This window comes from Streptomyces arenae, from assembly GCF_022343545.1.
Taxonomy (GTDB): domain Bacteria; phylum Actinomycetota; class Actinomycetes; order Streptomycetales; family Streptomycetaceae; genus Streptomyces; species Streptomyces humi.
Genome location: NZ_JAKQYH010000089.1, coordinates 41954 through 67274, shown reverse-complemented (window position 1 = coordinate 67274; position 25321 = coordinate 41954). Strand labels below are relative to the sequence as shown.

General features: G+C 70.5%; 20 protein-coding genes, 1 tRNA gene and 2 pseudogenes. 13 read left to right on the top strand and 10 right to left on the bottom strand.

Features of this window, described 5'->3' with window-relative positions; translation table 11 throughout:
- The first annotated feature begins 355 nt into the window (after nucleotides 1–355).
- Nucleotides 356–601 carry a hypothetical protein gene (locus MB828_RS41690; protein WP_046726847.1) on the top strand — a complete coding sequence of 82 codons (246 nt, stop codon included), beginning with the start codon at nucleotides 356–358 and terminating at the stop codon, nucleotides 599–601.
- A gap of 207 nt (nucleotides 602–808) precedes the next feature.
- Here MB828_RS41690 and gcl read toward each other — a convergent pair whose 3' ends face one another.
- Nucleotides 809–2593: a glyoxylate carboligase gene (gene gcl / locus MB828_RS41685; protein WP_301652710.1), complete on the bottom strand. Its 1785-nt coding sequence runs from the start codon at nucleotides 2591–2593 to the stop codon at nucleotides 809–811.
- 199 nt (nucleotides 2594–2792) lie between these two features.
- Here gcl and MB828_RS41680 point away from each other — a divergent pair, with 199 nt between their 5' ends.
- The gene (locus tag MB828_RS41680) at nucleotides 2793–3464 is read left to right on the top strand and encodes a hypothetical protein (protein ID WP_301652709.1); all 672 of its coding nucleotides are present in this window, start codon (nucleotides 2793–2795) and stop codon (nucleotides 3462–3464) included.
- 62 nt (nucleotides 3465–3526) lie between these two features.
- On the opposite strand, the gene MB828_RS41675 is transcribed toward MB828_RS41680, so the two are convergent.
- Nucleotides 3527–5143, bottom strand: a complete 1617-nt coding sequence (locus MB828_RS41675) for an AMP-binding protein (protein WP_301652708.1) — start codon at nucleotides 5141–5143, stop codon at nucleotides 3527–3529.
- Nucleotides 5140–6813: an AMP-binding protein gene (locus MB828_RS41670; protein ID WP_301652707.1), complete on the bottom strand. Its 1674-nt coding sequence runs from the start codon at nucleotides 6811–6813 to the stop codon at nucleotides 5140–5142. Before MB828_RS41670 ends, MB828_RS41675 begins: the two co-directional genes overlap by 4 nt.
- Nucleotides 6814–6941: 128 nt before the next feature.
- Here MB828_RS41670 and MB828_RS41665 point away from each other — a divergent pair, with 128 nt between their 5' ends.
- The 3 genes from MB828_RS41665 to MB828_RS41655 all read left to right on the top strand — a co-directional run bounded on the left by MB828_RS41665 (nucleotide 6942) and on the right by MB828_RS41655 (nucleotide 11814).
- Nucleotides 6942–7775 (top strand): helix-turn-helix transcriptional regulator, encoded by an 834-nt coding sequence (locus MB828_RS41665; protein WP_301652706.1) that lies wholly within the window; start codon nucleotides 6942–6944, stop codon nucleotides 7773–7775.
- A gap of 235 nt (nucleotides 7776–8010) precedes the next feature.
- Entirely contained in the window at nucleotides 8011–10818 is a 2808-nt protein-coding gene (locus tag MB828_RS41660) for a helix-turn-helix transcriptional regulator (RefSeq protein WP_301652705.1), read from the top strand.
- A 204-nt stretch (nucleotides 10819–11022) separates the two neighbouring features.
- Entirely contained in the window at nucleotides 11023–11814 is a 792-nt protein-coding gene (locus MB828_RS41655; protein ID WP_046726840.1) for a S1 family peptidase, read from the top strand.
- 102 nt (nucleotides 11815–11916) lie between these two features.
- Here MB828_RS41655 and dmpI read toward each other — a convergent pair whose 3' ends face one another.
- From dmpI to MB828_RS41640, 3 genes are read right to left on the bottom strand one after another with little or no spacing between them, the layout of a single operon-like run.
- Nucleotides 11917–12198, bottom strand: a complete 282-nt coding sequence (gene dmpI, locus MB828_RS41650) for a 4-oxalocrotonate tautomerase DmpI (protein WP_301652704.1) — start codon at nucleotides 12196–12198, stop codon at nucleotides 11917–11919.
- Nucleotides 12199–12247: 49 nt separating this feature from the next.
- Nucleotides 12248–13117: a LysR family transcriptional regulator gene (locus MB828_RS41645; protein WP_301652703.1), complete on the bottom strand. Its 870-nt coding sequence runs from the start codon at nucleotides 13115–13117 to the stop codon at nucleotides 12248–12250.
- A gap of 10 nt (nucleotides 13118–13127) precedes the next feature.
- On the bottom strand, nucleotides 13128–14240 hold the full coding sequence (locus MB828_RS41640; RefSeq protein ID WP_301652702.1) for a winged helix DNA-binding domain-containing protein: 1113 nt from the start codon (nucleotides 14238–14240) through the stop codon (nucleotides 13128–13130).
- A gap of 258 nt (nucleotides 14241–14498) precedes the next feature.
- Here MB828_RS41640 and MB828_RS41635 point away from each other — a divergent pair, with 258 nt between their 5' ends.
- Entirely contained in the window at nucleotides 14499–15680 is a 1182-nt protein-coding gene (locus MB828_RS41635; RefSeq protein ID WP_133026386.1) for a magnesium and cobalt transport protein CorA, read from the top strand.
- Nucleotides 15681–15694: 14 nt separating this feature from the next.
- Here the strand turns inward: MB828_RS41635 and MB828_RS41630 are convergent, their stop codons facing one another.
- Nucleotides 15695–16228 (bottom strand): hypothetical protein, encoded by a 534-nt coding sequence (locus MB828_RS41630; protein ID WP_301652701.1) that lies wholly within the window; start codon nucleotides 16226–16228, stop codon nucleotides 15695–15697.
- A gap of 180 nt (nucleotides 16229–16408) precedes the next feature.
- Between MB828_RS41630 and MB828_RS41625 the strand changes: the two genes are divergently transcribed.
- The 4 genes and pseudogenes from MB828_RS41625 to MB828_RS41610 form a co-directional block, all read left to right on the top strand.
- Complete coding sequence (locus tag MB828_RS41625; RefSeq protein WP_301652700.1) at nucleotides 16409–17326, top strand: hypothetical protein; 918 nt, start codon at nucleotides 16409–16411, stop codon at nucleotides 17324–17326.
- 654 nt (nucleotides 17327–17980) lie between these two features.
- Entirely contained in the window at nucleotides 17981–18274 is a 294-nt protein-coding gene (locus tag MB828_RS41620) for a hypothetical protein (protein ID WP_301652699.1), read from the top strand.
- A 34-nt stretch (nucleotides 18275–18308) separates the two neighbouring features.
- Nucleotides 18309–18655, top strand: a pseudogene (locus MB828_RS41615) (ASCH domain-containing protein); the annotation flags it as partial.
- Between the two features lie 58 nt (nucleotides 18656–18713).
- A pseudogene (locus MB828_RS41610) lies at nucleotides 18714–19165 on the top strand (tyrosine-type recombinase/integrase); the annotation flags it as partial.
- Nucleotides 19166–19912: 747 nt separating this feature from the next.
- On the opposite strand, the gene MB828_RS41605 reads toward MB828_RS41610, so the two are convergent.
- Nucleotides 19913–19974: transfer RNA gene (locus MB828_RS41605), tRNA-Ser, on the bottom strand.
- A 116-nt stretch (nucleotides 19975–20090) separates the two neighbouring features.
- On the opposite strand from MB828_RS41605, the gene MB828_RS41600 reads away from it, so the two are divergent.
- From MB828_RS41600 to MB828_RS41590, 3 genes are all read left to right on the top strand, one after another.
- Nucleotides 20091–21659 carry a restriction endonuclease gene (locus MB828_RS41600; RefSeq protein WP_301652698.1) on the top strand — a complete coding sequence of 523 codons (1569 nt, stop codon included), beginning with the start codon at nucleotides 20091–20093 and terminating at the stop codon, nucleotides 21657–21659.
- Nucleotides 21660–22274: 615 nt separating this feature from the next.
- The gene (locus MB828_RS41595) at nucleotides 22275–23675 is read left to right on the top strand and encodes a TerD family protein (protein WP_301652697.1); all 1401 of its coding nucleotides are present in this window, start codon (nucleotides 22275–22277) and stop codon (nucleotides 23673–23675) included.
- 120 nt (nucleotides 23676–23795) lie between these two features.
- On the top strand, nucleotides 23796–23984 hold the full coding sequence (locus tag MB828_RS41590) for a transposase family protein (protein WP_343236246.1): 189 nt from the start codon (nucleotides 23796–23798) through the stop codon (nucleotides 23982–23984).
- Between the two features lie 5 nt (nucleotides 23985–23989).
- On the opposite strand, the gene MB828_RS41585 is transcribed toward MB828_RS41590, so the two are convergent.
- Both MB828_RS41585 and MB828_RS41580 read right to left on the bottom strand, forming a co-directional pair.
- Nucleotides 23990–24715 carry a dienelactone hydrolase family protein gene (locus MB828_RS41585; protein ID WP_301652696.1) on the bottom strand — a complete coding sequence of 242 codons (726 nt, stop codon included), beginning with the start codon at nucleotides 24713–24715 and terminating at the stop codon, nucleotides 23990–23992.
- Between the two features lie 128 nt (nucleotides 24716–24843).
- Nucleotides 24844–25257, bottom strand: a complete 414-nt coding sequence (locus tag MB828_RS41580; protein ID WP_301652695.1) for a peptidase inhibitor family I36 protein — start codon at nucleotides 25255–25257, stop codon at nucleotides 24844–24846.
- Nucleotides 25258–25321: the final 64 nt, after the last annotated feature.

Genomic DNA, 25321 nt, shown 5'->3' with positions numbered 1-25321 from the left:
GCTGACATCTGTCCTGTCGCGCCCAGGCGGTGGCGCCGCCCGGAAACCACTTCGACGCATCGTCGACGCCCAGTCCGGCCGCGGCCGGGACTGAGCACACAGGCGGCCCGTGACCGCCGGACGGCCCCGCTGAGGGGTGGCCGCCCGGACCGGTGCGCGGGCGGGGCGAGGACCGCGGCGGTGTGCGAGCCAGTGCGGTGGTGAAGGAACCGGACGCCCTTCCCGGCCAGAGGGAAGGACACCGGACTCCGTCGCACCCGCCGCGGTCCCAGCCATGACGTGCGCCGGACACGGGCACCACCCGTGTCCGGCGCTTCGGCGTGCGTTCGCGTCCCGGCCGCAGGAGCCTTGAGACATGACAGCAGCACACCCACCGACGGAGTTCCCCCGCATCGTCGTGCACGCGCCCGCCCTGGACGGGTCCCGCCGGGTCACCGAGGGGGCGGTGACCCTGGGGATCGCCTCACATCTGGACGACGTCATCGAGATCCTGCGGATGGCCGACCTGGACCGGATCGAGGTCGAGGAGAGCGACCTCATCGAGTGGCAGGGCGGCGGCCCCGACGACTGGCCGGGGCTGTCCGAGCACCCCGAACCCTGACGTAGCGGGACGAACGCACCGGCCGATGCTCAAATTATGCTCTGAACGTCGTTCAGCATGTTCCAACCGCCGCGGTCGGCGGGCATGTTCAGCGCACACGGAGCCCGCCGGCACGGGGGCGGCGGGCCCCGTGTCACCGGCATCGCACGGCGGGCGGCCCATCCCTCGGACGGGCCGCCCCCCGTCGTCTGCGTCGCCCGCGCCGGCTCAGACCTTCAGCGTCCTGATCGACGTCGGCGCATGGCCCGGCTCGGTGGCGAGTTCCTCGAACTCGACCACGTTCGAGATGTCGTTGGTGGTCGACATGGAGATGTCGGTGACCCGCTCCAGGATCGCCTCCACCACGACCGGCACCCGGTGCTCCGCCGCCAGCTTCTTGGCCTGCTCGAAGGCCGGCCCCAGGTCCGCGGGGTCGAGCACCCGGATCGCCTTGCAGCCCAGGCCCTCGGCGACCTTGACGTGGTCGACGCCGTAGACGCCCAGCTCGGGCGAGTTGATGTTCTCGAACTCCAGCTTGACCTGGAAGTCGATGTCGAACGCCCGCTGGGCCTGCCGGATCAGGCCCAGGTAGGCGTTGTTGACCAGCACATGCACGTACGGGATCCGGTGCTGCGCGCCGACCGCCAGCTCCTCCAGCATGAACTGGAAGTCGTAGTCGCCGGAGAGGGCGACGACGGACGCCTCCGGGTCGGCCTTGGCGACGCCCAGCGCGGCCGGGATGGTCCAGCCGAGCGGGCCCGCCTGGCCGCAGTTGATCCAGTGCCGGGGCCCGTAGACGTGCAGCAGCTGGGCGCCGGCGATCTGGGAGAGGCCGATCGTGGAGACGTACCGGGTCTCCGGGCCGAACGCCTTGTTCATCTCCTCGTAGACGCGCTGCGGCTTGATCGGGATGTCGTCGAAGTGGGTACGGCGCTGGAGGGTCGCCTTCCGCTGCTGCGCGGAGGCGGCCCAGGCGGCGCGGTCGGGCAGCCCGCCCGCCGCCTTCGACTCGCGTGCCACCTCGACGAACAGCTCCAGTGCCGCCTTCGCGTCGGAGGCGATGCCGTAGTCCGGTGCGAAGATCCGGCCGATCTGGGTCGGCTCGACGTCGACGTGGACGAACGTCCGGCCGGCCGTGTAGACGTCCAGCCGGCCGGTGTGCCGGTTGGCCCAGCGGTTGCCGATGCCGAGGACGAAGTCGGACTCCAGGAACGTCGCGTTGCCGTAGCGGTGGGAGGTCTGCAGGCCCACCATGCCGGCGTTCAGCTCGTGGTCGTCGGGGAGCACACCCCAGCCCATCAGGGTCGGGACGACCGGGGTGCCGGTCAACTCGGCGAACTCGACGAGCAGTTCGGCGGCGTCCGCGTTGATGATCCCGCCGCCGGCGACGATCAGGGGGCGTTCGGCCGCGTTGAGCATCCCGAGCGCCTTCTCGATCTGGGCGCGGGAGGCGACGGGCTTGTAGACGGGCAGCGGCTGGTACGTCTCGGGGTCGAACTCGATCTCGGTGAGCTGGACGTCGACCGGCAGGTCGATGAGGACCGGACCGGGGCGCCCGGAGCGCATCAGGTGGAAGGCCTGCTGGAAGACGCCGGGCACCTGGGCGGCCTCCAGCACGGTGACCGCCATCTTCGTCACCGGCTTGGCGATGGCGGCGATGTCGACGGCCTGGAAGTCCTCCTTGTGGATCACCGCGGTCGGGGCCTGGCCGGTGATGCAGAGGATCGGGACGGAGTCGCCGGTGGCCGAGTACAGGCCGGTGATCATGTCGGTGCCCGCCGGTCCGGACGTGCCGACGCAGACGCCGATGTTGCCGGGGCGGGCGCGGGTGTAGCCCTCGGCCATGTGCGAGGCGCCCTCGACATGGCGGGCGAGGGTGTGGGTGATGGAGCCGGAGGCCTTGAGCGCCGCGTAGAAGGGGTTGATCGCCGCGCCGGGCACCCCGAACGCGTCGGTGACGCCCTCGCGCCTGAGGATCTCAACTGCCGCGCGGGCAGCGGTCATACGAGCCATCGAGAACTCCTGCTTTCGACTGTCGGATGCCTGCTCCCGTCGCGCCCCGCGGTGAGCGGAATTCCGCATTGTGGAAAATTACTTCTACTATCTGGAATCAATGTAGGTCGAGGGGCGAACGTCGTCAAGAGAGGGACAACCGGGCCCCGACCGGGGCACCATGGGACGGCTGAACCGACGCGACGCCTGAGGTGGGGCCATGTCCGAGAGCGTGCCGGTGCGCTGTCCGGCCTGTCGGCGCGAGCACGTCTACACCGCGCCCTCGTACCCCTGCGCCTGCGGTGCGCCGGTCACCCCGAGCCTGGACGGCACGGCCGAGGCGACGGCGGTGGCGCACCGGGACTGGGACGCGGACTGGGTGACGGTGAGCTGCGGCTCCTGCGGCCGCCGGGACCAGTGGCCGCGGCCGGAGGTGGGCTGCCCGTGCGGAGCGGTGCTGCGGGTCCCGGTCGCCGGCACCGTGTCCGCGCCCGGTCCCGATCCCGAACCGCGGGCCGCCTTCCGTCCCGTGACGATCCGCACCGCCCGGGACGCGGTCACGGCCGCCGCGCTCTACCTGCGCTGGCTCGGGTACCGGGACATCCGCCGCGCCGACCAGCGGCCGCCGTCCGGGATCGGGCTGGCCGCGCGCGGTCTGGTGGCCCAGGTGGACCCGACCGTGCGGGCGGCCTCGCGACGGGACGTCGAGTGCCTGTGGCTGACGGCGATGACGGAGGACTCGGGGTGCGTGTACTTCTCCCTCGCGGGGTACGCCGACGATGCGCGTGAGCAGGCCGACGCCTTGAGGGTGCCGTTGTTCGTGCTGGACCTCACGGGGACGCCGCAGGCGGTGAACGGGGTCGCCGATGAGCTGCGTGCGTCAGGTGCGTGAGGATCTGCCGGTGCGTGTGGGCTGGTCGCGCAGTTCCCCGCGCCCCTACGGGGCGCTGGCCCTTACGGGGTGCTGTACCGATCCCGTAGTTCTATCTTCCGTACCTTGCCCGAGACCGTCATCGGGAAGTTCTCCAGGATCTGGATCCTGGTCGGCACCTTGTAGTGGGCCAGGCGGCCCGCGCAGAACGCGCGCAGGTCCTCCAGGGTCGGCGGGGCGGCCGGGTCGTGCGGGATGACGCAGGCCAGGACCTCCTCGCCGTACGTCTCGTGCGGGACGCCGACGACCTGGACGTCGCGGATCCCGGGGTGGCCGTAGAGGAACTCCTCGATCTCGCGCGGGTAGACGTTCTCGCCACCCCGGATGATCATGTCCTTGATCCGGCCGACGATCTCGACGTACCCGTCCTCCCGCATCGTCGCCAGGTCGCCGGTGTGCATCCAGCGTCCGGGGTCGACGGCCTCCGCCGTCTTCTCCGGCTCGTTCCAGTAGCCGAGCATCACGCTGTAGCCGCGGGTGCACAACTCCCCTGCCTCGCCCCGGGGTCGCGTCACCCCGGTGGCCGGGTCGACGACCTTGACCTCCAGGTGCGGCAGCACCCGGCCGACCGTGCCCGTGCGGTGTTCCAGGTCGTCGTCCATGCGGGTCTGGAGCGAGACCGGGCTGGTCTCCGTCATGCCGTAGCAGATGGAGACCTCCGCCATGTGCATCTCCGCGACCACCCGCTTCATCACCTCGACCGGGCAGGGCGAGCCCGCCATGATGCCGGTGCGCAGCGTGGCGAGGTCGTAGGAGGCGAAGTCGGGGAGGTTCAGCTCCGCGATGAACATGGTCGGCACCCCGTACAGCGAGGTGCAGCGCTCCCGCTGGACCGCCTCCAGGGTGGCCCTCGGGTCGAAGGACGGCGCCGGGATCACGATGCAGGCGCCGTGCGAGGTGGCGGCGAGGTTCCCCATCACCATGCCGAAACAGTGGTAGAAGGGCACCGGGACGCAGATCCGGTCCTGTTCGGTGTAGGAGACCAACTCCCCGACGAAGTAACCGTTGTTGAGGATGTTGTGATGGGAGAGGGTGGCCCCCTTCGGGAAGCCCGTCGTCCCCGAGGTGTACTGGATGTTGATCGGGTCGTCGCAGGACAACTCGGCTGCGCGGGCGGGTAGTTCCTCCCGGGCGACGGCCGTGCCGCGGGCGGTCAGCGCGTCCCAGCCGGGATCACCGATGTACACCGTCTCCCGCAACTGCGGGCAACGGCCCCGCACTTCCTCCACCATCGCCCGGTAGTCGCTGGTCTTGTGGCTGAGGGAGGCGAACAGCAGCGAGATCCCGGCCTGGTTGAGGACGTACTCGACCTCGTGGGTGCGGTAGGCGGGGTTGATGTTGACCATGATCGCGCCGATCCGGGCGGTGGCGTACTGCACCAGCACCCACTCGGCGCAGTTGACCGCCCAGATGCCCACCCGGTCGCCCTTGGCGGTCCCGCTCGCGAGCAGCGCGTACGCCAACCGGTCCACGTCGGCGGCGAACTCGGCGTAGGTCCAGCGCCTCCCGGAGGGCACGTCCACGAGCGCCTCGCGGTCGGGCCAGGCGGCCACGGCCCGGTCGAGGTCGGCGCCGATCGTGTCGCCGAGCAGGACGGTGCCGCTGGTGCCGTGCGTGTACGACAGTTCGTCGGAGGTCACCGGAAGTCCTCCTCGCGGTACTCCTCGGCCGAGCCCGCCGCGGTGGCCTCGCGCAGCTCGATCCGGCGGATCTTGCCGGACACGGTCTTGGGCAGCGGGGCGAACTCCAGCCTGCGGATGCGTTTGTACGGCGCGAGGACCTGCCGGGAGTGCTCGAAGAGCACCTTCGCCGTGTCCGGGCCCGGCTCCCAGCCCGCCGCGAGGACGACGTACGCCTTGGGCACGGCGAGCCGCAGCTCGTCCGGCGCCGGCACGACGGCCGCCTCGGCCACCGCCTCGTGCTCCAGCAGCGCGCTCTCCAGCTCGAACGGGCTGATCTTGTAGTCGGACGCCTTGAACACGTCGTCCGCGCGGCCGACGTAGGTGATGTAGCCGTCCTCGTCCCGGGAGCCGATGTCCCCGGTGCGGTAGTAGCCGCCGGCCATCGCCTCCGCCGTACGGTCGGCGTCGCCGTGATAGCCGGTCATCAGGCCCACCGGCCGCGCCGACAGGTCGAGGGCGATCTCGCCCTCCGCCGCCCCCGGCGCGCCCGACACCGGGTCCAGCAGTTCCACCCGGTACCCCGGGCTGGGGCGCCCCATGGAACCCGTCTTCAGCGTCTGCCCCGGGCTGTTGGAGACCTGTACGGCCGTCTCCGTCTGCCCGAAGCCGTCCCGGACGGTGACGTTCCAGGCCCGCCGGACCTGCTCGATCACCTCGGGGTTGAGCGGCTCACCGGCGGCCACGACCTCCCGGGGCGGGGTGCCGAGCCGGCCGAGGTCGGCCTGGATCAGCATCCGCCACACGGTCGGCGGGGCGCAGAAGGAGGTCACGCCGTGCCGCTCCATCTCGGCCATCAGCCGGCCCGCGTCGAAACGCGAGTAGTTGTGGATGAAGACCGTCGCCTCCGCGTTCCACGGCGCGAACAGGTTCGACCAGGCGTGCTTGGCCCAGCCCGGCGAGGAGATGTTCAGGTGCACGTCGCCGGGCTTGAGGCCGATCCAGTACATGGTGGCCAGGTGCCCGATGGGGTACGAGGTGTGGGTGTGCTCGACCAGCTTGGGGTGGGCGGTGGTGCCGGAGGTGAAGTAGAGCATCAGCGGGTCGTCGGCGAGGGTCGGGCCGTCCGGGACGAAACCGGCGGCGGCGACGTACGCGTCCTCGAACGGCTCCCAGCCCGCCACCGGCACCCCGCCCACCGCGATCCGGGTGTAGGCCCCCGGCACCTCGTCGAACTTGGCCGCGTCCTCGGTGCGTACGATCACGTGCTTCACCCGGCCCCGGTCGACGCGGTCGCGCAGGTCGGCCGGGCCGAGCAGCGGGGTCGCCGGGATGACGACGGCACGCAGCTTCATCGCGGCGAGGGCGGTCTCCCACAGCTCGGCCTGGTTGCCGAGCATGACGAGGATGCGGTCCTCGGGCTCGACGCCCCGCGCGCGCAGGTGGTTCGCCACCCGGTCGGAGCGTTCGGCCAGCTCGGCGAAGGACAGCTTCGTCTCGGTGCCGTCCTCCTCCACGATGTGCAGGGCGGTGCGGTCGTTGCCCTCGGCGATGACGTCGAACCAGTCGAGCGCCCAGTTGAAGTGGTCAGGACGCGGCCATTCGAAACCCGCGTAGGCGGTGGCGTAGTCCGTGCGGTGTTCCAGCAGGAAGTCCCGTGCCCTGCGGAAGTCCTCCGTCGCACTCGTCATACGCGTCTCCTTCAGTACCGGACCATTGCCGGGCGGCTCTCTGGCATCGTGTAATCCGTGATGCAGGTCTCACTACCCCCGAACGGGGGTGTGGACAGCACCGGGCCGGGGTCGAAGGGGCAATTCAGGTGGCAGCAGAGGTCGCGGGGGCGGTGGAGATACGCGGTGCGCTGGCCAGACTCCGGCGTGCCACCGGACTCCCGATCGCGTTCGGCGGGCTGGTCGAGGCGGGCCGGCCTCGGGTGCGGATCAGCGAGCTCAGCGGCACCCACACGGCGTCCCTGCGCTCCCTCGCGGTGACCTCGGGCAACGGCCTGGGCGGCAAGGCGGTGGCGCTGGCCCGCCCGTGCGCGGTCACCGACTACTCCGAGTCCCGCCAGATCAGCCACGAGTACGACATCCCGGTGGCCGCCGAGGGCATCCGCTCGGTACTCGCGGTGCCGGTGGTGGTACGGCGCCGGGTGCGGGGCGTGCTCTACGGCGCGCTGCGCACCGCCCAGCCGCTCGGCGACCGCGCGCTCGGCGCGGCGGTGGCCGCGGCCCGGGACGTGGAACAGGCACTGGTCGTCCAGGACGAGGCCCGGGGGCTGCTGGCGGCGGCGCGGCCGGAACCCGCCGCCGTGCCGGATCCGGGGGGTGCCTGGGAGCAGGTACGGGAGGCACACGCGGCGCTGCGGGCGCTGGCACCGCGGATCATCGATCCCGGGCTGCGGGCGGAACTGCTCGCGGCCTGCGGGCTGCTGACGACCTCGGCGCCGGGCTCCGGGGCCGCCCTGGCACCCCGGGAACTGGACGTCCTCGCCTGGGTGGCGGCCGGTGCGACCAACGCGGCGGTGGCCGAGCGGCTGGGGCTGCGGCCGGAGACGGTCAAGGGCTATCTGCGCTCGGCGATGCGGAAGCTGGGCGCGCACACCCGGGGGGAGGCGGTGTCGGCGGCTCGTCGGACGGGGCTGCTGCCGTAGCCCGGGCGGGGCTGCTGCCGTGGCTCGGGCGGGGTTGTTGCCATAGCTCGGGCCGGGTTGCTGCCGTAGCTCGGGCCGGGTTGTTGCCGTACCGGAGGGGACCCATTCCATTCATGCGGACGCGCTTTGAATTTCCGCCTGCGGGGGCGCTGTTATTTCCCTCACCAAGCCGTCCGGCCGAATTTCGGGGTTCCTTGCCTAGAATTTGGCTGGGACACGACACACGAGGGGAGCGGTGACCGTGCGACGGGACTTCCAGGAGCCTGCCCGATGCCACCCCGACCTGGTCATCGGCCGGGCAGAGCTGGTCACGGCGGCCCGGGAACAGCTCGCCTCCGGCGGCAGCGTGCTCCTGCACGGGCCCGCCGGAATAGGCAAGTCGACCGTCCTGCGGGCGCTGGACACGGAATACTCCGGGGCCGCCCGCACCGTGTTGCGCTGCTCGGCCACCGAGTCCGAATCCCACCTCCCCTTCCTCGCGCTCGCCGACCTCTTCGGGCTGGTCCTCGACGAGGTCGCACCGCACCTGCCCGCCGCCCAGCGCACCGCCCTGGAGTCGGCGCTCACCGGCCGCGGCGAGTCCACCCTCCAGCGCGACGGGCTCGCCCTGCGCCTCGCGGTGCTCTCCACGCTGCGCGTACTGGCCGCCGAGGGGCCCGTGCTGATCGTCGCCGACGACCTCCAGTGGCTGGATCCGGCCAGCGCCGAACTGCTCGGCTTCGCCGCCCGCCGCCTCGGCGGCACCCCGGTCCAACTGCTGTGCGCGGTCCGCACGGAGGGCCAGGAGTACGACCGGCACCTACGCGCGTCACCGCCGGACACCGTCGCCGTGCGGCTCGGCCCGCTCAACCGCAAACAGGTCTCCGAACTGCTGGACCACCGCGGCCACGTCGGTCTGACCCGGGCCGCGGTGCGGGAGATCCACCGCACCAGCGGCGGGAACCCGCTGTTCGCCCTGGAACTCGGCCGCGCCCTCGCCGAGAACCCGACCCCGCCCCGCCCCGGCGAGCCGCTGCCGGTGCCCACCTCGCTGCGCGCCCTGGTGCTCAGCCGCCTCGACATGCTCTCCGTGGAGGCCCGCCGCACCCTCCTGGTGGCCAGCGCCGGCGCCCGCCCCACCCAGGCCCTGCTGCACGCGGCCGGCCGGGAGAACGCCGAGGCCGAGTGCGCCCAGGCGGCCGAACTCGGACTGCTGGCCACCGACGCGGAGGGTCCGGCCGTACGCTTCGCGCACCCCCTCATCTCCGCCGCGCTGTACGCCGAGGCGCCCGCGCAGGAGCGCCGGGCCGCACACGCGGCGCTGTCGACCGCCGCCTCCGACCCGATCGAGCGGGCCCGGCACCTGGCCCTGGCCACCACCGGCACCGACCCCGCGGTGGCCGCGCAGCTCGCCGAGGCCGCCGCCCAGGCCCGGGACCGGGGCGCGCCCTCGGTGGCCGCGCAGATCGGGCTGCTCGCCGCCCGGCACACCCCGGGCGACAACACGCCCGGCCCGGACGAGCGCCGGCTGCTGGCCGCCGAGGACGCCACCAGCGCGGGCGAGATCGACCTCGCCCAGGACATCGCCCGCGAGGTGCTCACCCGGGCCACCCGTCCGGCGGACCGGGTGCGGGCCTGGATCCTGGTGATCGACTCCGCCGGCCACACCATGACCGAGGTGGACGCGGCCTTCCCGCACGCCCTCGCCGACGCCGGTGACGACCCGCGCCTGCTGGGCCTGGTCCACTACCAGCTGGCGTGGCGCTCGCTGATCGTGGAGGGCGACTTCACCGAGGCCCGGCAGGCGGCCGCGCACTCGGCCGGTCTGGCCGCCCAGGGCGGCGACCGGCGTACCGAACTCCTCGCGCTGTCGCTCCAGGCCCAGGTGGAGACCCTGATGGGCCATCCGGACGCGCCCGCCACCATCAAGCGTGCCCTGCGGGAGCCGCAGGACCCGAACGTGGCCTGCCACCACAACGGGGCGGGCAGCGCCAGGTTCCGCTGGCTGGTGATGGGCGACCAGCTGGCCGAGGCCCGGTCCACCGTCACCGCGCTGCTGCGCGAGGTGCGCCGGCGCGGCCAGGTGGAGAGCGAGGTGCACTTCCTGCGCGGACTCGCCGAGACCGAACTGCGCTCCGGGCACTGCGGCCGCGCCCTGGACCTGGCCCGTGAGGGTCTGAGCCTGGCCCATGACTCCGGGATCGGCGAGACCGCCTCCGCGATGCTCACCTCACTGGCCGAGGCCTCCGGCGGCGACGTGGACCGGGGGCTGGCCCTGGCCCGGGAGGCGGTGGAGCACGCCGAGCAGGACGGCGACACGATGTACCTGTCCCGGGCCCTGGGCGCCCTCGGATACGCCCAGTTGGTGGCGGGCGACCCGGCGGGCACCGTCCGCTCGCTGCGCCGGGTGCGGGAACTGGAGCAGAGCCTCGGCATCACCGACCCGGCCCGCGGCCGCTGGCAGGGCGACCTCGCCGAGGCCCTGGTCCGGGTGGGTGAACCCGCCGAGGCGCAGGACGTCATCGACGTCACCCGGGAGCACGCGCTCAGGCTCGGCCGGGAGAGTGTGCTGGCCGCGCTCGACCGGGCCGAGGCCCTGGTCCGCGCGGCGCACGGCGACCACGCGACGGCCGTCACCCAGCTGACCTCGGCTCAGGACCGGTTCGCCGGACTGGGCTACGGCCTGGAGGAGGCGCGGGCCGCCTTCGCGCTGGCCTCGCTGCGCGACCGGCGCTCCCCCGCGGCCTACGACGAGGCCGCCCGGCTGTTCCGGCGGTGCCGGGCGCTGCCCTGGCTGCGGCAGGTGGACGAGGCCGTCTCGGCACCGGAACCCGAGCCGCCGGTCGCGGCACCTGCCGAGCCGGCCGCTCTGGAGGGGCTGGCCGCGATGGAGCGTCAGGTGGCCGCGCTGGTCATGGAGGGTGCCACCAACCGGGAGATCGCCGCCCGGCTGTTCATCAGCGTCAAGACGGTGGAGGCCACGCTGACCCGGGTCTACCGCAAGCTGGGCATCCGATCGCGCGTGGACATAGTCCGTTTGGCCGCAGGGCGACGCGCGAAGTGAGAGCGCTCCCGGTTAACTGAGGCGGACCGAGGGTTTTCCCTCCCCCATCCCCCTAGGGGGTTCCCTCATTGGGAGGGTGGGGTTCCGGGTCCTAGCTTATGGATGTGCCGCTCGCCCGGGCATACGGGGGTCGGTCCCGCGACCCCCGTGCTGCACCCCCCACACCCGCGCGACCCCCACCGGCAACCCCCACTGAGGAGACTCATGTTCGGGCCACACCGCGCTAGAAAGACCGCCGCAGTCCTGGCAGCGACCGCTGCCGCCGCGGCGACCGCGCTGATCGCGTCCCCCACCGCGTCAGCCGCCCCCCAGCCGATCGTCGGCGGCACCACGACCACCACGACCGCGTACCCGTTCATGATGCAGATCACGGACGCGTCCGGCAGCCAGTTCTGCGGCGGCACCCTGGTGTCGGCCACCAAGGTGGTGACCGCGGCGCACTGTATGGAGGGCGAGTCCACCAGCAGCGTTCGCGTGGTCGGCGGCCGCACGTACCTCAACGGCACCAACGGCACGGTCAGCAAGGTCAGCAAGATCTGGATCAACCCGGACTACACGGACGCCACCAACGGCGACGACGTGGCCGTGCTGACCCTGGCGACGTCGATGTCGTACACCCCGGCGTCGTACGTCTCCGCCTCGGACACGGGCGTGTACGCGGCCGGCACCACGGCCCGCATCCTCGGCTGGGGCACCACCTCGGAGAACGGCAGCTCCTCCAACCAGCTGCGGACCGCGACCGTCCCGATCGTGTCCGACTCCAGCTGCAAGAGCTCCTACGGTTCGGACTTCGTCCAGACCGACATGGTTTGCGCCGGATACACCTCCGGCGGCACAGACACCTGCCAGGGCGACAGCGGCGGTCCCCTGCTCATCGGGGGCGTCCTGGCAGGGATCACTTCCTGGGGAGAGGGGTGCGCGGAGGCCGGTTACCCGGGTGTCTACACCCGGCTGACCACCTTCTCGAACCTGGTGACCACGCAGGTCAACTCGTAACCAGAAGACCTCCTGAGCATCCCTCAGGTGAGTGACCGGGGGGCGTTGCGGGCTACCACGAGCAGCCCGCAGCGCCCCCTATCCATGCCCGGGGGCCTGCGGTCACCTGTCGGCGGTGAGCGTCCCGGCGGCGCCCCAGCTGTCCGCGGGGACCTCGTGAATCCACACCTGCACGGTCTCGGCGGGGATCCGGTACGCGTCCACGAACGCGTCGGTGACCCGCCTGACGAGGTCCCGCTTGAGTTCGGTGTCGCGGGGTCCCTGCTGGATGGTGACGATCGGCATCGCTGAACTCCTCCGAGTGCGCTTCCTGTTCGGTGGGACCAGTCCACCGCCTGCCGCACGGCCGACCAAGGGGCAGTTCCCGACCGCAGCGATCAGCATCCGTGATCACCGCAGGTCACGAACGTCCCGGCGGCTTCCGAGGAGGCCGTCAGCGTTCGTCGTCGCCGCAGGCGAGCAGCAGCGTCTCCACGTGCGGTGACGGGGCCGTGGTGCGGACGGCGAGACCGGTGGGAAGGGCGAGGCCCGGGGCGCGGAACGGCACGAACGCCACCCGGGGGGTGCGCAGCACGCGCGCGTGGGACGCGTAGACGACCGTCCAGAGCGGGCGGACACCGATGCCCGCGAGGGTGTCCTGGAGGGAGCCGGCCGCAGGGCCGGGCAGCGGCTCGAAGCCGGCCTCGCGGCAGGCGCCGACGACCAGGTCCACCAGGGCCGGGTTGGTACGGCGCTCGGCGAGCGCGAGCGGCAGCCCGGCGAGGTCGTCGACGCCGATCTCCGGGCGTCCGGCGAGCGGGTGCGTGGCGGGGAGGGCGGCCACCAGGGGATCGGGCCACAGCGGATGGACCCGCGTGCCGGGCACCGGCTGCCCGGCCCTGACGAACGCCGCGTCCAGCCGGCCGTCCGCGACCCTCGCCAGCCGTTCGGCGGCCGGCAGCGCGTGCAGCTCGACGAGTACGTCGGGTGCCCGGCGCGCGAACGCGGCCAGCACCCGGTCCAGATGCTCGCCGAGCCCGGTACTGGTGCCGATCCTGAGCCCGGCCCGCGGGGCGGCCACGGCGGCCCGGGCCTTCTCGGCGGCCGCCAGTACCGCCCGTGCCTCGGGCAGCAGCCGCTCCCCCGCCGCCGTCAGCCGGACCCGGCGCGGCGAGCGGTCGAACAGCTCGGCGCCCAGTTCCCGTTCGAGGCGCTGTATCTGCATGCTCACCGCGGACTGCACGATGTGCAGCCGGTCGGCGGCTCTCCCGAAGTGCAGTTCCTCGGCGACGGCGACGAAGTAGGTGAGCTGCCGCAGTTCCATGCCCCCGACTCTAGAGGCACGTTCGTACGACCGGCCCGAACCGGATGTCGTACGACGTCCCGGGGTGCATGACGGCCAGCATCCGCTCCCCCTCCTCCGTGACCTCGGCCCGCTCGGCCCGGCTCAGCCGCCCGAAGGTCTCGATGACCAGGGCGGTGTCCTCCTCCAGCCGCCACACGCCCGCCAGTGAACCGTCGACGAGCAGGGTGCGGTGGGCCTGGTTGCCCCGCCAGGCCCGGCCCCGGTACTCGGGCGGGACGACGCGGGTGCGGTCGGCGTGGGACAGGAGGAGGTTGTCGAACTCGGGGAGGAACCGGGGCGGGGCGGGGGTCTCGGGGTCGGGGCGGGGCGCGTCGGGCAGGTCGAAGAGCTCGGTTCCGCTCTCGTCCCGGAACGTGCGCAGGCGGGGCCGGAGCCGTTCGAAGGCGGCGCGGAGCCGGGTCAGGCCGGCCCAGGTCTGCATGTCCCGTACGGAGGCGGGGCCGAAGGCGGCGAGGTAGCGCAGCACCGTGGCGTCCGGGGTGGGCGCGGGTTCGGCGGGACGGCCCAGCCAGTGCTCGGCGGTGGTGAGGGCGACCTGTCCGCTGCGGCCCCACAGCCCGCGCGGGGTGACCTGGACGAGCGGCAGTCTGCACCGGGCGGCGACGGCCAGGGACTGCGGATCGGCGTCCGGCCACTCGGCGCCCAGGGCCTGTCGCAGCTCGGCCATGGTGCGGGGTCCGGCCTCGACCAGTTCCCGGACGAGCACGGCGAGCCGGTCCAGGTCCACGCCGGCCAGCCCCTTCCGGAAGGCGGTCAGCTCGCGGTCCCGGGCGGGCTGGACGAGCGGGCGCAGGGTGAGGGCGTCGTCGGCGGTATGGGTGTGGATGGTCGAGCGCATGGTGACGATCCGGACCGTCTCGCGGCCGGCCATGGGCTGTGCGAGCTGTTCGGGGGTGAAGCCTTCGAGGCGGGCGGCGAGCGCGTAGTACGGCGGCTTGACGTTCTGCGCCTGGAGTCCGACGAGGTGCGCCACGGCCTCCTGCGCCGACCGGGGCGAGCGGCGCAGCAGGAGCTGACGGTCGAGGGTGGCCCGGTTGAGGGCGCGGGTGCCGAGGACCGGGGCGGACGGCGTCTTCGTCATACGGGCACGCTAACGCCGGACTAGGACAGATCCTGTCCGCTTCCGCACGGGATTCCTGCCTCTTCCCTCACGGGATTCCTGCCTCGCTCCCCTCCGCCGGACGCGTATGCCCCGTATATCCTGCACCGGGACCCAGGGACCACGCGTGATCCCCGGACCACGCGGACCTCGCTGGTCCCGAAGGTCCCGCTGGTTCCGTGGGTCCCGCAGGTTTCGGACTCCACCGACGCAGACTCACTCCACGGAGAGGCGGCCGTCATGTCGGAGCGACGCCCCAGCCCGGTCTCGAAGAACGCGAGGAACGGCGGGAACGGCCGGAGCACCAGGAGATCCGTCTGGCGGCGCGCGGGGCCGCCGGACCCTGACACCGCCGAGCTTCCGCACCCGGGGTCCGGGACGGCTGCGGCGCCCGGCGAGCAGCCGAGCATCGTGGAGGCGGCGCTGTACCGGGACGGTGTGCGCGTGTCGACGCCGGCGACCCTCGCGGAGACCTACCGCGAACTGCGCGACCAGCCTTCGGGCATGGCGTGGATCGGCCTGGCCCGCCCGACCTCCGACGAACTCCACTCGCTGGCAGCCGAGTTCGGCCTGCACCCGCTCGCGGTGGAGGACGCGATGGAGGCCCACCAGCGGCCGAAGCTGGAACGGTACGGCGACACCCTGTTCGTCGTCCTGCGGGCGGCCCGCTACCTGGACGCGCCCGAGGAGGTCGACTTCGCCGAGCTGCACGTCTTCGTCGGCCCCGACTTCGTGATCACGGTGCGGCACGGCGCGGCCCCCGACCTCTCGGCGGTCCGCCGCCGCATGGAGGACTCCCCCGACCTCCTCAAACTCGGCCCGGAAGCGGTCCTCTACGCCATACTCGACGCGGTGGTGGACGGTTACGCCCCGGTCGTCTCCGGGGTCCAGAACGACATCGACGAGATCGAGACCGAGGTCTTCCGCGGCGACCCCGAGGTCTCCCGCCGTATCTACGAACTCTCCCGCGAGACCGTCGAGTTCCAGCGCGCCACCCGTCCCCTGGTCGGCATGCTGCACGGCCTGATGGCGGGCTTCGCGAAGTACGAGACCGACGAGGAACTACAGCGCTACCTCCGTGACGTGGCCGACCACGTCACCCACATCAGCGAACGCGTGGACGGCTTCCGCCAGGCCCTCACAGAGATCCTGACGGTCAACGCGACCCTGGTCACCCAGGAACAGAACGCGGAAATGCGGGCCTTGGCGGAGGCAGGCTTCGAACAGAACGAGGAGATCAAGAAGATCTCCTCCTGGGCCGCCATCCTCTTCGCCCCGACGCTCGTCGGCACCATCTACGGCATGAACTTCAGGGAGATGCCGGAGTTGCACTGGGTACTGGGGTACCCCTTCGCCATCTTCCTGATGGCGGTCGTGTGCACCAGTCTGTACTTCATTTTCAAACGGAAAGACTGGCTCTGAGCAACTGACCACCATCACTCCGGCCGCCCCTCCCCGTGCGTCGGGCCCTGGAATATCAGGAGCGCGGGATAGACCTGCCGCTGACGGGGCAGCCCCCGCCGGGCGAGGTCCTGGCCACTCCCTGGCCCATGGGATGGCGCCGCCATCGACACCACCGGCCCGCCGGTGACGAAGGCCGTTGACCGAGTACAGGGCTCGGTGACCGAACAACGCGACGCACACCGCGCGGGCCGGCTGCCCCTAGCCATGGCTGGCCGGACAAGCCGGTCCTCCCCCTGGTCGTGGTCGCCGCGCCTCATCCACTTGACCTGTAGCACGCCAAGGAGGGGCGCAGCGGTGCCGCGCCCCTTCTCGCCTGCCTCAGGCATGAAGTGGGCGTAATAGTCCGGCATGAGGGCGAATGCCCCGACCGGAGTGTCGACCTTCCAGTTCGCGTTCATCAGCCCGTCGGCGAGGTAGCGGCGTTCCCGCACCTCTCCAATCCCTAGAGCCTCGGCCAGCTCGGTGAGCACGTTGCCTGCGATATCAGTCCGGTCGGCAGCGGTCACGTCAGTCGCCCCGGGACGACGATCGTGAGCGCTAGCCGCGACCCCGGCGTTGGGGAACCAAGACCCCTTTGCCGCCGGAGCCTCCCCGCATCGCGCCCGCAGGCAGCCTCATCCCGTCCAAGAGGCATCAACTCTCGACCAGCTCTTTGCCATGACGGTGACGAGAGCTACCGTTCTTATATGACCGATATATACCCAGAAGTCCGATTGGAGCTCAGTGGCCGCATCACGTTCCAGCAGGACATAAGTGTGGCCCAAGGAGCCCAGGTGATCAGCATCCTGCAGGGTCCACCGGAGCTGACACAAGCAGCTTCCAGCCCCGAGCGCCCTGCTCTCCTCCCGGCAGGGGCCCCAGAGGCGAAAGAGGCCCCCATCGAAGTCCCGGTGCGGGACGAGTCTCACCCACGGCAGTCCGTCGAGGGCCCCCGCCAAGCACTGGAGCTCTCGGGCGCGAGAACCAACCCGGAGAAGATGACCGCCTTCGCCTCGTACCTGCTGCAAGAGGAAGAGCACGACACCTTTACTCAGAGCGATGTACGCAGGCTCTTTCAGCGGGCGCGTGAGCGCATCCCGACACACTTCACCCGAGACTTCGACAGAGCCGTTCAGGTCGGCTGGATTCATGAGGGTGAGGCCAAGGGCGAGTTCTACCTGTCACAGGCGGCCCAGAACGTGATCGAGAATGGCTTCGACAGCCTTCGCGTCAGGCGTGGCAGCAAGGCGGCCAGTGCGGGTTCGGCATCACGAGGGGCTGCGGTGAGGAGAAAGTCGCGCGTTGTCCCCGTACCGGATGCCTTCGCCGACATCGACCACATACCCACAACGCTCGATGAGGTCATTCCCTACCATCGAGTCAAGCTGAAGCGGGACAAGCTCCTGTGGGCCGTCAAGCTGGCCAAGGTCCTCGGTGTCGAAGCTCTCCAGAACACGGAGGCCGCTTGGCTCACCGACAAGCTCGGAGATGCCATACCTACCCGGGACATGAATGGTCACTTCACCGGTCTGCGCCGGCAGGGATTCGCCAACCGCTCGATGGGCGACAACGCCATGCGGATCACGGAAACGGGCGAGGAGTACCTTGGCTCGCTTTCGGCGTAAGCGGACGGTGCGGCACAGCCGTCACGACGCGGATCGCGCACCCAAGGCACATGTCCTGTGAGCTGATGGTTCCGGACGTCTGAGGACCGCCCGGAACCACCCGGCAGTGCCAGGCCTCCCGAGCCAGGCCGCGTACCGGGGACAGCCACCGCCCCGTTTCGGCGTTCCGTTTCGGAACAGAAACGGCCCCGGCTCCTGACGGTGCTCAGCAAGCGCGCCGTCGTCACCGGCCAGGTGGCACGCAGTGCGTCGGTGGCCTCGGCTAACCTGGCCGGGATCCGGCGCTTCGCAGCCGCCGCAGTGACCAGAGGCAGGACCTTACGAATCTCTGGCGGCTGGCTACGCTGCGAAGCGCACGTCATCGCCCGGTGTTTGAACGCCTCTCGTCGGCACCGCGCGGCGTACCTGATCCGGCTCGCCTTCTGCACGGAGCCCGCTTCACGGACACGTCGGGTGGCGTCGACCCGCGGCCCACTGTTCCAGGCCGGCCTGGATCGGGGCTCAGGACCGTGCAGCCGTACGTCACGATCAGGACCCGCCGTCCGGGAATCGGCCGGTAGACCCACACCCCGCCGTCGAACAGCGGGCCGGCCTTCACCTCCCAGCCGGTCTCCTCCTGGATCTCGCGCTCCACCGCCGACTCCGGGGTAGAGAGTGATCGCCGCACAGCTTCGCGAGACCGGCCTCGTCACCCTCGACGGCCTCGCCTCCCGACAGACGCTCCTGGCCTTCACCTCCCGGCTGATGACGATCGCCCCGCACCCCCGCAGTGCCCCGGACGGCCTGGCCCTGGTCCACAACACCGGCAGCCAGGCCCACCGGGCCGGTTTCGCCGGCCTGGGCAGCGACGACCTGGAGCCCCACACCGACGGGCGGCGAGACGCTGCTCGCCGACGGACGCGAGGACGCACCCGCCTCATGACTCCGCGGCCGAGACCGGCCGCCTGATCACCAAACCAGCGATCAGGAGCCTCCCCGCCCCATGAACAGCACCACCCCGCACCACCACGAACTCAACCTCTACCGCCAATACTTCGAACTGGCCGCAGCGGGCACCAAGACCGTCGAAGTTCGGGTCAAATACCCCCGCCTCGCCGACCTCGCCGCTGGCGACACCATCCGCTTCCGGATCAAAGGCACCGACGAGATCTGCGAGGCCAGAGTCGAGCGGGTCGCCGAATACCCCGACTTCAACGCCCTCCTCGACGGTGAGGGCCCCGCCAACATCAATCCCACCGCCGCGCGCGACGAGCAACTCTCCAACATCCGCGCGATCTACCCACCCGAAACCCAGCGCTCGGCGCCCTCGCCATCCAGATCGGGCGCCTGAGCCGACGCCAAGAATGGCAGGTGCGCAGGTGCGCGGTCTTCAGCGTCACCAAGCGTGTGGACCGATTCTGGGGAACGTCACGATCGCCGCGGGCTGAAGGCGCGGGAGGCCAAGAGCGACCGACCAGTGCCCATCCCGCCTGTCCTGGTGACCATCCTCCGGGCGCACCTGGAGGCGTTCGGCACGGCCAAGGAGGGGCGCGTGTTCGGGAACGAGCGTGGGGCGTGGTGGGCTCATCCACCTATTGGCGGGTGTGGGAGGAAGCGCGCGAGTACGCGTTCCCACCTGAGCGCGTCGCCTCGCCCTTGGCTGGGCGCCCGTACGACCTGCGGCATGCCTGCATCACGCGATGGCTGAACGCTGGAGTACCGATCGCCGAGGTAGCCCGGCGAGTTGGCAACCCTCCGGAGGTCATTCACCGGCGGTATCACGGCTGCATTGACGGCCACGAAGAAGCGGCCAACGCGAAGATCGCGAAAGCCCTGGAAGAAGAGGGAGACGTGATGTAGGGGCACTTCACAGTCCGCCGGTGTTCCCTGGATCGGGCAGTGCTGGGAGCATGAACATGACTGTGCGTCCGATAGCTGAGGGGGAGCTGGTGGCCCAGTCCGAGATCTCTGTGGCCTGGATCGGCCTCGGTGGCATGGTCGTAGGCGCAGTCGCTACTGCTGTGGCAGCTCGAGCCACGTCATTCGGCGGCGTCAGGACGGCCGCCATCGACGCGCTAACGCCGCTGCAGACCGAGCTTCACGCCTTCGCCTTGCCGTATGTCACGGCAAGGGCCCAGCTGATGCCAGTCCTGGGGGGCCTGCTTCCTTCCGCCCCCTGGGTGAAGATTTCACGGGCGTTACCTAGCTATGCGCCGACCTGGGTTTCTATGGCGCCCAACTCCCTGGAGCTTTACGACAGGCCCGAATTGGTGCGGAGCACTGCCGCCAAGGTTGATGACCTAGTCCGTTCTGACCAGGCTCGCGGTGATTCGATACTCTCTTTGGATACTCGCCGCTTAGCGCGTGTTTTGCACAAGGAGCTGGGTGATGTGGTTGACGACTTCAGCGGTGCGTTGAAGCGTCTCGCGAGGCGGGGGCTAGGCGTCATGTAGGCGACGCGGGGAGCTGTGTCGTTGGGTGTATCGCAGATGGTGCACGAACGGTGAGAGGCAACGAGAGAGGGCGGGAGTCAGTGAGACCGACTCCCGCCCTCTTCTCTCGGCATCCGCCCTGGTCAGCGCTTGATCTCTGCTGTTCCCAGGCGAGTGCCCCCGGCAGGATTCGAACCTGCGCACACGGCTCACCAGTCCGTTCGGCCACGAAGTGGCCGGGCGGTGCATAGCAGCGAGCACCTTCCACGAGTACTTGCTGACGCCGTCGGCCTGTTGAGGGATACTGCGGAACGTTCTGAACTGGCGATCATGCGCTGAACTGGGGGAAAGCTGTGGCGGGCGGGAACGATCCTTACGCACGGGAACTCGCACGGCAGGCCAGAGAACGGGAGAAGGCTCAGAAGGCTGCCGAGGCGGAGGCCAGGAAGAAGGCCCGCGCGGAGAAATTGGCCTACGAGGCGGCCCGCGCACAGGAGGCTGTGGATCGGACGAGCGTGACCGAGGATGACGCCGAACGGCTTTCCCACCTGCTGCGCACGTCCGTTGTGGGTGGGCGCCCGCTGACGTTCGAGCGGTTGAAGCAGGAGTTCGTTCCGTCGCCGTTCCTGCCGCCGAAGGGGCGTACCAAGGCTGCGCCTCTGCCCCGTTGGGAGGAGTACGAGCCGGAGCCGCCACGGGGGCTGCTGGGTGCTCTCGGGTTCGGGCGGCGAGGGTACGACGCGGACGTCGAGGCAGCGCGCAAGAGGTTCGACAGGGCTCTGCGTGACCACGCACGTGACGAGAAGAAGCGCGTGGCGAAGTTACAGGAGGCACGGGCGCAGCATGAGGAGGGAAACCGGAAAGAGGCTGCCCGAGTCGAAGCGTGGAACGCCGCGCTGGAGGAGCGCCGCAGCGCCTACCGGGACCGGGATGTCGAAGCCGTCGAATGGTTCGTCGACCAAGTCCTTGCCGCCTCCGTCTATCCGCACGGTTTCCCGAAGACCCACCAAGTCTCGTTTCAAGCTGACACGGGCGACCTGCTGGTTGAGATCGACCTCCCGCTGGAAGACGTGGTCCCTGTGGCCCGTGCGTACCGATACGTGAAGAGCCGCGACGAGATCACTCCCGTGCCGAGGCCGGACAGAGAACGCAAGGAACTGTACGCGTCGGTCCTGGCTCAAACGGCCTTGCGTACCGTCCACGAACTCTTCGCGTCCGACACAGAAAAAGTGGTCCAGTCCGTCGCCCTGAACGGGCACGTCGCCACTGTCGATCGCGCCACGGGGCGGAACGTCCACCCGTGCTTGATCACGCTCCAGGCTGATCGGGCTGAATTCGGTGAGTTGGTTCTGACGCAGGTGGACCCGCGGGCCTGCCTGAAACGACTGCGGTCGCTGATCTCCCCCAACCCGTACGAACTGGAGCCAGTACGCCCGCTGGTCACGTTCGACCTGTCCAAGTTCCGGATCATGGACAGCCTTGACGTCGTGGCCGGTCTGGACAGCCGACCTGTCCTGATGGACCTGACACCCACGGAATTCGAGCACCTCATCCGGCAGTTGTTCGAAGCCATCGGCCTGGACAGCGTGAACACCCAGCCATCGAAGGACGAAGGCGTGGACGCGGTCGCGATGAACACGGATCCGGTCATGAAAGGGCTGTGCATCATCCAGGCCAAACGCACCAGGAACGTGGTCCCGTTCGAGACCGTCTCCGCTCTCGCCGGCGTCGTGGAACACAAGCGTGCGGCCAAGGGCATCCTGGTGACGACGTCCTGGTTCGGCCGGGCGAGCGAGGCTTTCGCCAACGAGCACGGGAGACTCGAACTCCTCGACGGCGCCGATCTGGTCCACCTCTTCAAGGAGCACATGAATCTTGACGTCATCCCCGGCCCGGTACCTCCGAAGCGGCGCCCGCGTTAGAAGTCGTGGATGCCGATGAAGGCATCGGTATGGCCCAGCCAGGGATATACGGCCCGTGGCAGTGGCTACCTGACCCCGAGCAATCGATGACCCGCATCGCAGTACGTATGGTCATACCCGTCTCTTCCGATCCCCGCACGGTGCCAGACTTGGCCGTGGGGAGAGGGGTATGCCATGGGGTTCGGGTTCCGAGTCGGAGTTCCCGGGATGAGTGTGCGGGTCTCGACACGTGGGGTGCGCACCTCCATCGGTCCGCGGGCGGCGAGGCTCAGCGTAGGGACCGGTGGAGCCAGAATGTCATCGGGGCTCGGACCCTTTTACGCGTCGAGTTCCTTGGGCGGAAACCGGCGGCGAACGACCACCCGACGGTCCTCGCGTCCCCGGACGGTCGTCCCCTCTGCTGCCCAACTGGACCGCGCTCGCCGTCAAGCAGAACGGGCGCAGCAGGATGCCGAGCGCGATGCGGCGATCGCACAACTCCGGTCGCTGCGGGAGCAGATGACCTGCCTGCACCTGCAGTCGTTCCCTGCGGCTCACCCGCCGGCGATCCCGGAGGCACCCCAACTGGGTCTGCCTTGGGCGCTCGCGGAGGCGCAGACTTTCCATCTGCGGGGAGTGAGCCGGCTGGCTCGAGCCGAACGGGCCGCGGCGAAACAGCGCGCGCAACAGGATGCACCCGCTTACCTTGCCGCGGAGTCGGCACGTCTGGCGGCGGTGGGCCGGCAACTGGCCGGCGAGGCGCAGCAGTGGTGGCAGGCCCTGGTCGCCAACGACGAGGCCACGGTCTGCGAAGCGGTGAACACGGCCTTCTCCGACAACCCCGCCGCAGGCTGCGCCGTCGGCGTGGACGGATCGGTGCTGTCGGTGGTGATGCGTCAGCAGGACCTCGACTCCATGCCCACCCAGACCCCGGGTCTGACACCCAGCGGACGCCCCACTCTCAAGAACCTCACCAAGCGCGACCGGCTGCTGTGGTGGCTCACCGCCATGGGCTCCAACGTCGTCGCCACCCTCAAAGAAGGTTTCGCCACCGCCCCCGGCATCACGGCCGTCGACCTCGCCGTTCTGACCCGCCTGCCCGACACCCAGCGCCTCGGATTCGTGGCCTACGGCCGCTGGACACGTCAGGCGATCGAGTCCACACCCTGGCGCACCGCCGAGGACGCCCTGCGCTTCCTCGACATCGGCCAGGACGTCGCCTGCTCGGTCACCACCACAGCGTCCGGCAACCTCTCCAGTGCGATCAAGCGACTGGACACCACACGCGTACCCGGCCTCCAAGATCTGCTGGACCACGCTCAGGACGAGCCCGACGCAGGCGAACCGTCGCTCGCCGACCTCGACATCACTCTCGGCGCCAACACCCACCGCGACGAGAGGAATCCGGCCGTCGATCCGTACCGGATCAAATCCTTCGCCGAATGGCGACAGGAGATCTCCGAGACATTCTCGACACCGCCCCCACCCCCGACAGCCCCGATCACGCTGATCCCCGGCCAGACCCTCGTGCTGCCCGAGGAAGCCTTCCACGGACTCCACATCGCCTTCGCATTCGCGGGAGCGGACGCCGACCTCACCCTCTTCCTCACCGGAGACGACGGCCGCGTCGCCGACGACGGGGACTTCGTCTTCTACAACCAGCCGTCCGCCGCCGACGGCGCCGCACGCCTGCTCGGCAAAGTGCCCGAGGGACCCCACACTGTCGAACGCGCCACCGTCCACCTGTCCGCCCTGCCCGAACAGGTCCAGCGCGTGGCCATCGCCGTCAACATGGACGTCGACACCGGACTGACCTGTGGTTCTCTCACTTCCGCAGCCCTGAACATGACGTGTACGACAGGCGCGTCCTGGGCCTTCCAGCCGCCCGCCGACCCGAACATCCGGGCCATGGTCGTCGCGGAGCTGTACCGCCACATCGTCGGCGGGCGACCCGTCTGGAAACTCCGCGCCACCGGCCAGGGCTGGGCGGACGGCCTTGACGGCCTGGCCCGCGCCTACGGAGTCGACGTGGAATGACAAGCTGAATCCGAGAGAGTTCTGCCGACACCTCGAACGCTTCCGCTACGCGGGCGAGTAGCAGCGGAGCGGGGAGCGCAGGCGGGCCACTGGTGCCAGCCCTAAGGGCCGCCTGGTCTTATCGACCGGCTCCTGATCAAGCTGGTGCACCTGCGGCTGGGGCTGCCGCACGCCGCTCCGGCACAGCTGTACGGCGTGGACCGCTGCACCGTCTCCGCATCGGTCCGAGGCATCCGCCCGCTGCTGGCGGCCCTCCGTAAGCCGGGCACCGAACGGGTGAGGGGCGCGGCACCGCTGCGCCCCTCCTGACCAGCTCACTGGGTCAAGGGCAGGCACTCGGTGAGCAGGGCGACGACATCGCGCCAGGCTCGCTGCGCGTGCCGGGGGTGGTGGCCGACGCCGGGGACCACGGGCTGGTCGACCGGTGGGTGGTGGAAGGCGTGCAAGGCCCCGCCGTAGACCACGAGGCGCCAGTCGACGCCCGCGGCCTGCATCTCGGCGGTGAACGCGTCCCGTTGGGCGGGCGGCATGATCGGGTCCTCCGAACCGACCCCGGCCCACACCGGGCAGCGAATGCGTGCCGCCTCGCCCGGCCGGCCCGTGGTCAGTGCGTTGACCGTCCCGATGGCCTGCAGGTCGACGCCGTCGCGCCCGAGTTCCAGCCCGATGGCACCCCCGGTGCCGTAGCCGACGGCTGCGATCCGGTCGGGGTCGGTGCGCGGTTCGGCGCGCAGCACGTCGAGCGCCGCGTGGCCGATGTCCCGCATCCGGTCGGGGTCGGCGAGCAGCGGCATGCAACGGGCCAGCATCTCCTCCGGGTCGGCCAAGTAGCGCCCGCCGTGGAGGTCGAAGGCCAGCGCCACGTAGCCCAGTTCGGCGAGCGCGTCGGCCCGGCGGCGCTCGACGTCGCTGAGCCCCGGGCCCTCCGGTCCGAGCAGCACCGCGGACCGGCGGCCGACACCGGCCGGGAGCGCGAGGTGCCCGGTCATCGTCAGGCCGTCGGCCGGGTACTGGACCGTGCGCGTGGTGATCGTCGTCATGAGACTGGACGGTAGTGATCGTCGAGCCTGGTCAGGCCGGTGTTCTGCCGCCGGCAGAGCAGCGCGGGTGCCGTACCCCGCCGAGGGCCCTTCACGGAGCCAGTCGGCCGGAGAGCCGGTGTCCGGACTCAGCAGCTGGTGAGCCACTTGTGGGACAGCACCTTGAGGCCGGGGCTGCCGCTGACGCCAGGGCCCTTCACGCCCTGGCCTATGCAGCCGAGGTATCCCGAGTAGCCCGCTCCGGAATAGAGGCCGACTCCCTCGTACGAGGAGGAAGTCCCGTGGTTGTAGACCGACTTGACGTTGCGGTCGTCGGCCCATGAACACGTCACGGACCCGCTGGTCCAGTCGCTGTCGGCATTGCTCCAACTACACCGGTTTCCGGTGTAGTTGATTTGGTCCCAGACGCACAGGCTGCCGGAAGGGCAGTCACTCGCGGCGGCTTCGGCCGAACTCGGTGCCAACAGTCCCAGAGCCGCCACCGTGGCGGCTACGACGGTCACGCTCAGAGTCCTGCGGACGGTGCGAGTTGTGACGTTCATTCATGGTCCTTTCCCGTAAGTGATCCTTCCGGCGGAGAACACGTCTCGGGCCGGCCCTTCGGCG